Annotated in this window: 15 protein-coding genes and 1 tRNA gene; 7 read left to right on the top strand and 9 right to left on the bottom strand. The window is 70.6% G+C overall.

Annotated elements, in window-relative coordinates; all coding sequences use genetic code 11:
* Positions 1-76: 76 nt before the first annotated feature.
* The gene (locus tag ABD908_RS15240) at positions 77-466 is read left to right on the top strand and encodes a winged helix-turn-helix transcriptional regulator (RefSeq protein ID WP_344997392.1); all 390 of its coding nucleotides are present in this window, start codon (positions 77-79) and stop codon (positions 464-466) included.
* Between the two features lie 86 nt (positions 467-552).
* On the top strand, positions 553-804 hold the full coding sequence (locus tag ABD908_RS15245) for a hypothetical protein (protein ID WP_344997394.1): 252 nt from the start codon (positions 553-555) through the stop codon (positions 802-804).
* A gap of 170 nt (positions 805-974) precedes the next feature.
* Here ABD908_RS15245 and ABD908_RS15250 read toward each other — a convergent pair whose 3' ends face one another.
* From ABD908_RS15250 to ABD908_RS15280, 7 genes are all read right to left on the bottom strand, one after another.
* Complete coding sequence (locus ABD908_RS15250; protein WP_344997395.1) at positions 975-1,376, bottom strand: hypothetical protein; 402 nt, start codon at positions 1,374-1,376, stop codon at positions 975-977.
* 167 nt (positions 1,377-1,543) lie between these two features.
* Positions 1,544-2,398 (bottom strand): SDR family oxidoreductase, encoded by an 855-nt coding sequence (locus ABD908_RS15255; protein ID WP_344997397.1) that lies wholly within the window; start codon positions 2,396-2,398, stop codon positions 1,544-1,546.
* Between the two features lie 448 nt (positions 2,399-2,846).
* Positions 2,847-2,922: transfer RNA gene (locus tag ABD908_RS15260), tRNA-Ala, on the bottom strand.
* Positions 2,923-2,967: 45 nt separating this feature from the next.
* Positions 2,968-4,152, bottom strand: a complete 1,185-nt coding sequence (gene sepX, locus ABD908_RS15265) for a divisome protein SepX/GlpR (protein WP_344997399.1) — start codon at positions 4,150-4,152, stop codon at positions 2,968-2,970.
* A gap of 223 nt (positions 4,153-4,375) precedes the next feature.
* Positions 4,376-4,969, bottom strand: coding sequence for a GNAT family N-acetyltransferase (locus ABD908_RS15270; RefSeq protein WP_344997401.1), 594 nt, complete (start codon positions 4,967-4,969; stop codon positions 4,376-4,378).
* 43 nt (positions 4,970-5,012) lie between these two features.
* Complete coding sequence (gene glp, locus ABD908_RS15275) at positions 5,013-6,260, bottom strand: molybdotransferase-like divisome protein Glp (protein WP_344997403.1); 1,248 nt, start codon at positions 6,258-6,260, stop codon at positions 5,013-5,015.
* 79 nt (positions 6,261-6,339) lie between these two features.
* The gene (locus tag ABD908_RS15280; RefSeq protein ID WP_344997405.1) at positions 6,340-7,239 is read right to left on the bottom strand and encodes a UTP--glucose-1-phosphate uridylyltransferase; all 900 of its coding nucleotides are present in this window, start codon (positions 7,237-7,239) and stop codon (positions 6,340-6,342) included.
* A 57-nt stretch (positions 7,240-7,296) separates the two neighbouring features.
* Between ABD908_RS15280 and ABD908_RS15285 the strand changes: the two genes are divergently transcribed.
* Entirely contained in the window at positions 7,297-7,908 is a 612-nt protein-coding gene (locus ABD908_RS15285) for a 5-formyltetrahydrofolate cyclo-ligase (RefSeq protein ID WP_344997407.1), read from the top strand.
* On the opposite strand, the gene ABD908_RS15290 is transcribed toward ABD908_RS15285, so the two are convergent.
* Both ABD908_RS15290 and ABD908_RS15295 read right to left on the bottom strand, forming a co-directional pair.
* Positions 7,885-8,778, bottom strand: coding sequence for an endonuclease domain-containing protein (locus tag ABD908_RS15290; protein ID WP_344997409.1), 894 nt, complete (start codon positions 8,776-8,778; stop codon positions 7,885-7,887). The two genes, ABD908_RS15285 and ABD908_RS15290, sit on opposite strands and share 24 nt — an antisense overlap.
* A 269-nt stretch (positions 8,779-9,047) precedes the next feature.
* Positions 9,048-9,656, bottom strand: coding sequence for a TetR/AcrR family transcriptional regulator (locus tag ABD908_RS15295; protein ID WP_344997411.1), 609 nt, complete (start codon positions 9,654-9,656; stop codon positions 9,048-9,050).
* 72 nt (positions 9,657-9,728) lie between these two features.
* Here ABD908_RS15295 and ABD908_RS15300 point away from each other — a divergent pair, with 72 nt between their 5' ends.
* From ABD908_RS15300 to ABD908_RS15315, 4 genes are all read left to right on the top strand, one after another.
* Positions 9,729-10,028, top strand: coding sequence for an FmdB family zinc ribbon protein (locus tag ABD908_RS15300; RefSeq protein ID WP_344997413.1), 300 nt, complete (start codon positions 9,729-9,731; stop codon positions 10,026-10,028).
* Position 10,029: 1 nt separating this feature from the next.
* A complete protein-coding gene (locus ABD908_RS15305; protein WP_344997415.1) occupies positions 10,030-10,845 on the top strand; it encodes an acyl-CoA thioesterase in 816 nt (271 codons plus the stop codon).
* A 2-nt stretch (positions 10,846-10,847) separates the two neighbouring features.
* Complete coding sequence (locus ABD908_RS15310) at positions 10,848-11,573, top strand: DUF429 domain-containing protein (protein ID WP_344997417.1); 726 nt, start codon at positions 10,848-10,850, stop codon at positions 11,571-11,573.
* Positions 11,574-11,684: 111 nt separating this feature from the next.
* Positions 11,685-12,008 (top strand): SAF domain-containing protein (locus ABD908_RS15315; RefSeq protein WP_344997419.1); only part of this gene is annotated, 324 nt, incomplete at its 3' end.

Consider the following 12,008-nt stretch of genomic DNA (forward strand, 5'->3'; position numbering starts at 1 on the left):
ACGCTTCAAGTACCAGCTCATTGGAGCACATACTTTTCGTAAGCGCAACCGATTCGTAAGGGCTAGTCTGTGAGCCATGCTGGATAGTGCGCACAGCGCCGGATTCGATGTGTTCGCGAAGAACTGCCCGTCACGCGAAGTGTTCGCGCACGTCACCGGTCGTTGGGGTGCGCTGGTGATGGGGCGACTGTCCGATCGGCCACAGCGCTTCTCCGACATCCGCCGCGCCGTCGAGGGCATCAGCGATCGCATGCTCACCCAGACGCTGCGCGAGCTGGTCGACGACGGCCTGGTGATCCGCACGTCGGCCGGCACCAACCCGCCGCACACCGAATACCACCTGACCACCCCGGGAGCGCGCATCTCGACCGCGGTGATCGGCCTGGCAGAGACCGTGGAGAGCGCCATGAGCACCCTGGCCGCAGGCGGTTCGCCGGGTTCGCGTGAAACGCGGCCCGAACGTTAAGCAGATCGCAAGGAACCACAGTTAGCGTTCTCGATATCGCATCCGCACGGCACCGAGGCCGGCGGAGGTACCGGGAGGCAGAGTCGATGAGGCGAGGCCGGGTCGCAGCAGCGATCAGCGGAATCGGAGTCGTGGCGGTAGCCGGGTTCGGCGTCGCCTACCTGGGCGAGGGCTCCGTCCACGCCAGCCCCGACGCACACTGCGCCCGGGTCACCTATCTCAGCGGCCACACCTACGCCGGGCACGCGGACACGCGGGCCACCGCGATCCTCGCCGCCGTACGTTCCGCTCGCGACCACGCCGAGCCCAGCGGGCTCATGATGGTCCGGTTCTGCTGAGCCGCACCACCCACCGCGGTACGACTACCGACGGGTGGCCGGACGCCACACAGCCACCACCCCGCCGGGCGGGCACCGTCGGATCCGACGGTGCCCGTCAGGCACCTCCGGCTCGACGAAACAGGGCCGCCACTCCCGGTCGGGAGTGGCGGCCCTGTATCACGTCGCTATCAGGCGACGGGGATCCAGATCGGGCCGAGCCAGAAGCCCCAGCCGCCACCGTTCCAGATGGGCTGGTGCCAGCCACCGTGCCAGAACACCGGGCCGTGCTGACGGAAACCGCCGCCGTTCCAGCCGCCGCCACCGTTCCAGCCACCGCGGTTCCAGCCACCGCCGCGGTTGAAACCGCCGCCGTGATTGAAGCCACCGCCATGGTTGAAGCCACCACCGTGATTGAAGCCGCCACCGTGGTTGAAACCGCCACCGCCGCCGCAGCTGCCGAACTGGCAGTGGCTGAAAGTGGCCGCGGGGGTGGCCGGCGCAGCGTTCGCCGCGCCCGCGCCGATGCCCAGCGCGCCGGCAGCGAGGCCGAGGCCGAGTGCGCCGCCCACGGCGATCTTGCGTGCGTTCATTCGATTCTCCTCAGAGAAGTGTTGAGGGGACCATCCCGTCACCGGACAGTATCGGTGCGCCTGAGCGCCGCGTTACATCGGTGATCGGAAACCGTTGCGCCGCGGACGATTCAGGCAGATAAGTCCGACTCGCGTAGTTTTGGGCTGGTCCGCGTGTCCACACCGGGTCACGCAGTGATGTTGGCGCTGTCTCCACCGGTCGCCGCGAAGCTGGTGCCGGTGACCATGCGGGCCCCGTCGGACGCGAGGAACACGACCAGTGGCGCGACGTCCTCGGGCTCGACCCACGGAACACCGAGCGGCAGCTTCTTCTTCATGCCCTCCGCGGCCGCCCGCTCGTCCTCGGCGAGCTCGCCGGTGGGCTGGTTCCCGGCGGTCCGGATGATCTGGGCGTACCGATCCTCGTGGCGAGTCAGGGGTGTGTCGATCAGACCTGGAATCAGGGCGTTGACGGTGATCCCGTATCGGCCGAGCTCGAGAGCGGCGGACTTCATCAGCCCGATCAGCCCCCATTTCGACGCCGAGTAGCCGCTGCCGTCCAGCGTGCCGTGCTGCCCCTGGGTGGAGGAGGTGATGATGATGCGCCCACCGCCCCGCTCGATCAGCAGCGGGGCCGCGACGCGCAGCACGTTGGCCGTGCCGGTGAGGTTGATGTCGATCTGGTCGTGCCAGAGGTCGTCGCTCATCTCGAGCAGCGGAGCGAAGCCCTGGATACCGGCGTTCGCAAACACCACGTCGATGCCGCCGAAACGGTCGACGGCCTGCGCGAACCCGTTCCGGACGGCCGCTATGTCACGCTGGTCGAACACGACGGGTAGCCACTCGCCGCCCGCCTCCTCCACGAGCTCCCCCGTGCGGGCGAGATCTTCGGCGGTGGCGGGCTGGTAGTCCATCGCGGCACTGGCGAGCGCAGCGATGTCCGCGCCGGCGACCCGGTATCCGGCCTCGGCGAACGCGATCGCCGTGGCCCGTCCGATTCCTCGCGCCGCACCGGTGATCATCACTACTCGACCGTCACTCATCGCATGCTCCTCGATTCTTATGTCCCGAGACATCCTACGATTCGCATTTCCTCTGCGGCGCCTGGAGGAAGCGGCTGAGGTTCGGCAGCTCGGCCGGATCGATGCGACGTCGGTGGCCCGGCCGCAGCACTCGCATCCTTGACAGCTGGACCGGGTGTCTTGCCAGGAACGAGGGGCAGTGTGTGAAGTGATCGGCAAGAGATGCCGACGAACACGACGTAGGAGAAATCCATGCCACTCCAGTTCCGCCGACGCCCGTTCGGTCCACGCCCCTTCGGATTCGCACCGCGCCCCGGCTTCGGTGGCGGCCGTGGCTTCGGCGGCGGAGGGGGCTTCGGCGGCGGACGGGGGCCATGGCGCCCCCGCGGCCGCCGCTAACGGCATAGAGCCGCTAACGGGCATAGAAACGGCGAAGGCCCCCTCCGCGGAGGGGGCCTTCGGTGTTCCGTGGTGGAGCTAAGGGGAATCGAACCCCTGACCTCCTCGATGCGAACGAGGCGCGCTACCAACTGCGCTATAGCCCCTGGCTTTGGAACTCGGATACTGTAGCAAGTCCCTTCAGCAAGGTGTTAACCGGCCGCCCGTCGCAGCGGTTGCCGCAGGTCAGCCGCCGCGTCGTCGGCACGGCGGAGGAAGTCGAACTCCTCGGCGCGGTAGCGCGGCAGGTGGTCGAAGGCGGGATCCTCGTCGTCGATCTCCATGATGATCGCGCCGTACCTGCGGCGGTACGCGGGGACACCGTCGACAACCTCGACCTCGCGCTCCCGCTCCCGCTGCGCTCGCTCCAGCCGAGCCAGGCGGCGACGACGGATCTCGCTCTCGATGCGCACCGTCCGCCGCAGGTAGGCGAGGTAGACCACCAGGAGGCCGACCGTCGCGCCGAAGCCATACCACGCGAACTGCACGTCCAGGAGGGCCGCGCCCAGCGCGACCACGGCCAGCACGGCGAGCACGAACGTCACGCGCTGCCGCGACCGGTACCTGGCCTGCGTGATCCGGGCATCGTTGTCCGGGTCGAAGCCACCACGGCGGCGCACCGACTCGGATTCGACACTGCCGGGCCGGTCCGAGGCGGCCCCCTGCTCCGCGTCCTCGTCGAGGTCCGGCTCGGGCACCTCCGTCGTGACGGCCCCGGCGCCGTCGAGCCCGGTGTCGTCGAACCCGGCGTCGTCGAGCCCGGCGTCGAACTCCTCGTCCACCTCCGGCGCGATGCCGGCCCCGGGCTCGTCCAGCCCGACGGTGTCGTCGTCGATGTACGCGTCCTCGTCCTGCGGCGCAGCGGCGCGGACCGCCTCGGTCGCGGCGGGCGCCTCCGGCGCGATCTCGATAGTCGGGCTGTCGAGGTCGAGCCTCCGCGACGGTTCGTCCACGTCGAAGTCGACGTAGGCATGGGCGTCGTCGATCTCGCCGTCCGCCCCACTTACGTCGACCGGGTGCTCGATTCCCATGTCCTTGTCGAACGCAGCGCCCAACTCGCCGTCGTCGAAGCCGCGATCGACGCCGCCGTCGCCGAGGGGATCGGCGTCACCGTCGGACCGGTCGTCGGCGAGCCCGGCGTCGCGGGCCGACACCGCCGGCGTGGGCCGCACCTTGCGCCGCAGACGCAGCCGTGCAGATCCGCCGCGGTGCAGGACACGGGTCTCGAGCGTCGCGTCGGTCACCGAATTGACCTTGGGGTGCCGCGCCACCAACATCGGCACCAGCACCACGAGCCAGGCGATGATCAACCCCACCCACAGGATGGATGTCGGCATGGGCGCACTCCCTCTTCCTAGCCGAACCCTCCCGAGCCGAACCGCCTCGGGTCGAACAGAACAACCCGCGTCGAATGCCAACCGGCGGTGAACTACACCATTGTCATTCGGCGCGTCGTGGGTCCAGGGTATGCGCCAGATCTGGCGTACCTTCGCCGACGCGCCGAACCAAACCCCACAAATCACACCAGCAACACCAGTTCAACGGGTGCGCCCTGCCGGGTCAGTACGCTGCCCGCCCCGCGCGGACCAACCGCGCCACCACCGAGTCGGGGACCTCCTCGGCCGTCATCCCCATCAGCAGGTGATCGCACCACTGCCCGTCGACGTGGAGGTACCGACGCAGCAGCCCCTCCTCGCGGAACCCGACGTGCGCCAGCACGGCCCGCGAGGGGCCGTTCTCGGGGCGCACCGTCGCCTCCACGCGGTGCAGCCCCAGCGGGCCGAAGCAGTGGTCGAGGGCGAGTGCCACCGAGACCGTCGCCACCCCGCGTCCCGTGACGGCCGAGTCGACCCAGTAGCCCACCCATGCGTTCATCAGCTGCCCACGCACGATGTTGCCCACGGTCAGCTGCCCCGCGAAGCGCCCGTTCACCTCGATGACCAGCGGGAGCAGCGTGCCCTCCCGCGCCTGGCTGCGCATGGTCGAACTCATCGGCGGCCACGCGGTCGGCTGGTGGCGGCGCGCCCAGCTACCGTCGCCGGTGGGCTCCCAGGGTTGCAGCTCGCGCTGGTTCGCCAGCCGCAGCCGCGACCACACCGCCGCGTCGCGCGTGCGGATCGGGCGCAGCCGCACCTGTCCCGCCGCGGTGGTCATCGGACCCAGTTCGACCTGCCACGGCGCACCGAACAGCGGCACGTCAGCCGCGCTGCGCCAAGAAGGCGACCACCACGTCGTCGCCCGCGCGGACCTGGGTGACGTCCGGGTCGACCACGATCAGGCAGTTCGCCTCGGCGAGCGTCACCAACAGGTGCGAGTCGTTGTCGGGGATCGGCGCCACCATGAACTCGCCGGTCTCCTCGTCGCGCATCAGCTGGCCGCGGACATAGCCGCGGCGGCCGGCGGGCGACGGGAAGGCAGCGGCCGACTTCGCGGTCACCAGCCGGCGCATCGGCTGCCGCTTGCCCAGGGCGATGCGGATGAGCGGCCGGATCATCACCTCGAACGCGACCAGCGCGCTCATCGGGTTGGCGGGGAGGAGGAAGGTGGGGATCGACTCCGTGCCGAGGGTGCCGAACCCCTGCACCGAGGCCGGATGCATCGCGACCCGCTCCACCTCGAGCGTGCCCAGGTCGGCGAGCGCGTCGACGATCTCGTCGGACGCCACCCCGCCCACCGACGAGGTGATCACCACGATCTCCGAGCGCGCCAGCAGCGCCTCGACCGCGTCCTTGAGCGTCGCGGCCTCCCCCGACACGATGCCCACCCGGTTGACCTCGGCGCCGCAGTCCCGCGCGGCGGCCGCCAGCGCGTACGACGCGACGTCGTACACCTGGCCGGCGCCGGTCTGGCGGTCGATGTCCACCAGCTCGCGGCCCACGGACAGCACGGAGACGCGCGGGCGCGGGTGTACGGACACGAGCTCCCGCCCGACCGCGGCGAGCAGGCCCACCTGCGCCGGTCCGACGACGGTGCCGCGGCGCACCGCGACGTCGCCGGGTTGCACGTCGTCGCCGGTGCGGCGCACGTACTGACCCGAGCGCACGGAGTGCCCGACGCGGACCTTCGACAGACCACCGTCGGTCCACTTCTCCGGCAGCACGGCGTCGGCGAGCGTCGGCAGGGGCGCACCGGTCTCGACCTTGACCGCCTGCCGGGGCTGGAGGCGGATCGGCTGCCGGGATCCCGCGCGGACCTCCCCGACCACGGGCAGCGTCAGAATGATCTGCTCGCCGGTCTCCGGGTCGGTAGCGCCCGCATCGGTGACGTCCACCGAGCGCACGGCGTAGCCGTCGATCGCGGCCTGGTCGAACGCCGGCAGCGCCGATTCGACGACGACCTCCTCCGCGCACATCAGGCCCTGCGCCTCGGAGATCCCCACGCGCACGGGGCGCGGCGCCACCGCCGCCGCCGTCACCCGCGCCAGCTGGTCCTCCACTGAGCGCATCCCTCGCCTGTCCTTCCCCTCTCGGGTCTCCCCGAGCATCACCTCGCGCGTCTCGCCCGGCGGTGGGCGTGTGCCACCGTCAGCGCGTCAGTCGCTTCTCCAACCAGGCCCGCAGATCGGGCCCGTAATCGTCACGGTCCAACGCCAAGTCAACCGCAGCCTTGAGGTACCCCCCGGGATTTCCGAGGTCGTGTCGGGTACCGCGGTGCACCACCACGTGCACCGGATGCCCCTCCGCGATCATCAGCGCGATCGCGTCGGTGAGCTGGATCTCGCCACCCGCGCCCTTGCCTACGCGCCGGATGGCGTCGAACACGGCCCGGTCGAGCAGGTACCGCCCGGCTGCGGCGTAGTTCGACGGTGCGTCCTCCGCCTTGGGCTTCTCGACCATACCGTTGACCTTGAGCACGTCCGGGTTCGTGGCGTCCGGCACCACCTCGACGTCGAACACGCCGTACGCGCTGATCCGGTCCTTGGGCACCTCGATCGCGCACAGCACCGACCCGCCGCGCTTCGCCCGCACCTTGGCCATCGTGGTCAGCACACCGATCGGCAGTACCAGGTCGTCGGGCAACAGGACGGAGATCGCGTCCTCGTCGTCGTCGAGATACGGCTCGACGCAGGCGACCGCGTGCCCCAGTCCGAGCGGCTTGTCCTGGACCACGGCCTCCACCTTGATCAGGTTGGGCGCGCGTCGCACCTTGTCGAGCATCGCCTGCTTGCCGCGCTTCTCGAGCGTGCCCTCGAGCACCAGGTCCTCGACGAAGTGCGCTACGACACCGTCCTTGCCCGGACTGGTGATGATGCACAGTCGCTCGGCGCCGCCCTCCGCGGCCTCCTCGGCGACCAACTCGATGCCCGGGGTATCCACCACCGGCAGCAGTTCCTTCGGGACGGTCTTGGTGGCCGGGAGGAAGCGGGTACCAAGGCCAGCCGCGGGCACGACCGCGGTTCTGGGAATCGACGGCGTCTGTGTCATATCACCACCTTAGGGGTAGGGTCCCCGCGTCAACCGTCCACGGAAGCTTGGAGTCCGATGAGTCCTCCCCGCCCGGCGAACGATCGGGCAGCGCAGAAGTGCGCCTGTCGCGGCCGATTCCGGGCGGCCCGGGCGGCGCTGACCGACGCGTCTCGCGCGGCGGCGGCCGCCGAACTGGCCGCGCGAGTGGTTCGGCTCGAGCTGGGTCCAGTGATCGCGGCGTACGTGCCGGTGGGGTCGGAGCCCGGGGACGACCGGCTGCTCGCGGCGCTGGCCGCGCGGGCCAGGGTGCTGCTACCGGTGACGCCCCGGGTACCCGGGCCGCTGGACTGGGCCGACTTCGACGGCGGCTTCACCCCGGGGCCGTTCGGCCTGCGAGAGCCGCGCGGGCCACGGCTCGGCGCCGCCGCACTGCGGCAGGCGACGACGGTGTTGCTGCCCGCGTTGGCAGTGGCGCGCACCGGCGTCCGGCTCGGGCGTGGCGCGGGTTACTACGACCGATCCCTGGTCGGGCTGTGCGGTGCGACATTGATCGCGGTGGTCTACGACCACGAGTTGGTCGACGACCTACCCGCGGAGCCCACCGACGTCTCCGTCGACGGCGCCCTCACGCCGTCGGGGCTGGTGCGGTTCGTCGGGAGGCCGTCAGAATCGAGGCCGGAGCGATGATTCGCGGCGATTGTCGTCGCGGGTTCCCGCTGAGGCCTCGACTTCGACGGCCCCCAGTTCGAGCAGCCGTGGACGCGGCGGCCGCAGGTGTCGGCGGCTGCGCACGATGTCGAGGATCTGCTCCTCGACCGCCGGCCAATCGAACAGCACGTCCTCGTAGGTGACGCGGAAGGTGCCGTACTCCTGCCAGAGCGCGGCACGGTCCCGAGCGCGGTCGGTGTAGTAGGCGTCCCCGAGGTGATAGGTACGGCTGTCGCACTCGATCACCAGGCACCGGCCGACCAGCAGATCCACCCGTCCCACGTGCGGAACATCCTCCTGGATCCGCACGGCGATCCCACGCCGCCGCAAGCGGTACCGCACCAGCGACTCGGTGCCCGATTCGGCGCGCCGGTCGACGTGATCCAGCAACCGCCGCAGCCGCTGCGGTGCACCCGGGATGAACCCGGCCAGGTCCGCGACATCGAGGCCCGGGTCCCGGAACAGGACCGAATCGCAGACGGCCACGAACATCTCCGCCGGGAGGCAGCGCGCCGCGCAGGCCACGGCCTCGGGCACAGCGTCGACGGCCTGTGTCGGCGCGGGGAGGCCGCCGTAGGCCGAACAGTAGGACCGCGCCGAGGAAGCACGACCATACGTCGACGCGCGCACGTGGGAATGCCCATCGGCCGGCGGCACCCAGATCCCGCGGCGGCCCAGCGCCGAGACGCAGGCCAGCACCCCGCCCGACCGGACGGCGGCCGCGACCGCCGGGTCCGCGGATCCGGTCGAGTACCACCCGCGCCGCAGCTGAGTCAGCCGACGCCTCCTGCTCATTGTGCGGATGTCGGCGTCCGTGTAGCCCGCCGCCAGCAGCTCTCGCCTGGTCATCACTCCACCGACTTCGGCCCACCGAGCGGCCGCGATCTCCACCATGTGCGGAATCGTCGCGCGGCGACGGCGACCGGCACCGCGTGCGGCCGTGGTTATCCACAGGGATGCGTATTGTCGGCGACGCGTAGCTGCACCGGAATCGGTGCGGCCCCACGTGGTCACAGCCACACGCCGTCACAATCGAGGTCGCAGCGTCGGCCGGCGACGACTACAGGCGCGAGGCGCCGTTCAGACCGCGATTCCAGTCACGACCGTCCGCGGCGGAGCTAGTCGGCGACCGGTACCAGCAGCCGCGCGATGTACTTCTGCCCGTACGCACGCAGTGCGGCGATGTCGGTGATATCCAGGGCCCCGGACGGGTTCGACAGCAGCGACCCCGCGATCCGCAGCATCAGGTCCACGACAGCGCACAGTTCGGCGTACGGCTGCTCGGCGCCGCTGTTGCGCAGGCGGATCACCACGCCCTGGATCAGGATGTCCCAGATCCAGGGGGGCATCCGCAAGAAGTACTCGGGCTCGGCCGCCAGCACGTTGGAGACCGCGAGGTTGGCGCCCGCCTGCTCGACACCCAGCACGAACACCTCCACCAGGGTCTGCTGCGGCGTGAACCCCACGATGGCCTTGTCCAGCCGCCGCCGCAGCGTGCGGATCTCGATGGTCACCACGCGGGCGATGAGCTGGTCCCGGTTGGGGAAGATCCGGTAGAGGGTGCTGCGCGAGACATGGGCCTGTTTGGCGATCAGGTCCATGCTGGTACCGGGAATGCCGTGCACTGCGATCACCTCGCGGGCAGCGTCCACGATGCGGCGCGACGGTGACGGGCGCTTAGCCGTTGCAGCACCGGGCGGGGCGCCGACGCCGTGGGAAGCCGTCATGATACGAGTCTATCGGTCACGCCACTGGCACTCGACTCGTGGGAGTGCTAACCGAGGAGTACCATCGGGCGCGTGCCTACCTACTCGTACAAGTGCACGGAGTGCGACAACCAGTTCGACATCGTGCAGTCATTCTCGGACGATGCACTGACCGTGTGCCCCGAGTGCGGCGGAAAGCTGCGCAAGGTGTTCAACTCGGTGGGCGTCGTGTTCAAGGGCAGCGGCTTCTACCGCACCGATTCGCGGTCGGGCAAGGCCGAGACCACCGCCAAGTCCAGCGACTCGAAGTCCGACGGTGGCGGCAAGTCCGAGACCAAGCCCGCCGGCAGCACCGCGACCAAGGTCGAGAAGGCCACGGCCCCCGCCTCCTGACATGACCGGAGCGCTCCACGTCTTCGACGAAGCGATCGCCGTCACGCCGCTGCCCGATGCGACGTTCACGGCGCGGACCCACCCCGCCTACAACAACATGGTCGGCCCGTTCGGCGGCGTGATCGCGGGGTCGGTGATCAACGCGCTGCAGCAGCACCCCGACGCGCTGGGCGCACCGCTGGCATTCACGGTCAACTACGTCGCGCCCGTCGCCGCCGGCGAGTGGCTGCTACGCCCGCAGATCGTGCGCACCAACCGGACCAACCAGCACTGGCTGTTCACCGTCGAGCAGGGCGGCGGCATCGTCTCGTCCGGCAGCGCGGTGTTCGGCGTGCGCCGCGACACGTGGGGGGACACCGAGGCGACTCCCCCGGCCGCCGGCGAGCCCGCGGACCACGAGCCCGTGTGGTTCCCCGAGGTCATCGCCTGGGACAAGAACTACGAGAAGCGCTTCGTCACGGGGCGCTGGGACGCACAGTCCGACGATTCGACGTCCACCCTCTGGGTCCGGGACAACCCGCCGCGCCCGCTGGACTTCCCGGCGCTGGCATCGATCGCCGACGTGTTCTACCCGCGCGTGTTCCTGCGCCGCGGCGGCTACGTGCCGGCCGGCACCATCTCGCTCACCACCTACTTCCACGCGACCGAGGCCGAGCTCGCCGCGCAGGGCGACGACTACGTGCTCGCAACGGCCCACAGCGCACGGTTCGTGGGCGGCCATTTCGACCAGCACGGGCAGATCTTCGGGCGGGCCGGCGCGCTACTCGCGACCACCGCACAGATCGTCTACTTCAAGGACGCAGCATCCGCACGCTAGGCGTGGATCTCGCAGCGACCGCGGACCGCACCGCGGTCGCCGCGCTGTCGTGGCACGCCGGTGGTGCGACGGTGACCGACCTCGCCGTGGGTGCCGACGACGCTGCGATCGCAGCGCTCGCGGACAGCTCCGACGCCGTGGCGATAGACGCACCGTTCGGGTGGCCGATCGCATTCGTCGGCTTCATCGCCGCCCATCACCTGGGCCGCCCGCCGATCGCGTCGCTCGAGACCGTCGCCGACCGGCGGGCGGTGACGCACCGCCGTACCGACACGTTCGTCGCCGCGACCACAGGCCTGACCCCGCTACTGGTGTCGGCCGACCGTATCGCGCACGTGGCCCTGCGCAACGCGGGCCTGCTGGCGCGGCTCGGGGCGGCGGACGCGGACCGGTCCACGGGTCCGATCTTCGAGGTCTATCCGGCCGCAGCGCTGCACATCTGGGGGCTGCCGTCGCGCGGGTACAAGAAGGAGCCGGGAACGGCGCTGCGGGCCGAGATCGTCGACCGACTCGTCGAGGCGGCCGGTGGGCGCCTCGACCTGGGCGCATTCGCCGACGTCCTCCGCGCGGAGGACGATGCCCTCGACGCCGTCGTGGCCGCCCTGGTGGGCCGGGCCGCGGAGCTGGGCCGCGCCTACGCGCCACCGGAGCGGGACGCCGACGCCGCCTCGCTGGAGGGCTGGATCCAGCTCCCCACCTGCGGCGTCGGCGAGCTGTTCAGCGCGTGACACGCTGGGTTACCGCGCAGTAATCCACAACTTTCGAGTAATCCACAGGAGCCCTGTGCATCGAGTTCCGGCATCGCCGACGAGGGTTACCCCACCTGTACGGTCCGCAATATGCGACAGATCACACGGAGACCCCGGTCCGGACGGATGGGTCTCCAGCCGCGCGGCGTCGACCGGCTTCGCTCTGCTCTCCGCCCGGGCTGGTCGCGCACCGTCGCCGCCCGGCGGGCCCTCGCCGGGGCGCTCGCGGCGATGGCGCTGATCCTCGCCGCCACGTCTCGACCCGGCGGCCCCACCGACACCGTCGTCGCCGCAGCGCGGGAGCTGACTCCGGGCGTGCGCCTGGCGGCCACCGACGTCCGCATGCTCACGGTGCCCGCCGGCCTGGTCCCGCACGACGCGCTGCGCGGGCCCGGCGACGCCGTGGGGCGCACG

It is taken from the genome of Tsukamurella soli, assembly GCF_039541155.1.
Classification (GTDB): domain Bacteria; phylum Actinomycetota; class Actinomycetes; order Mycobacteriales; family Mycobacteriaceae; genus Tsukamurella; species Tsukamurella soli.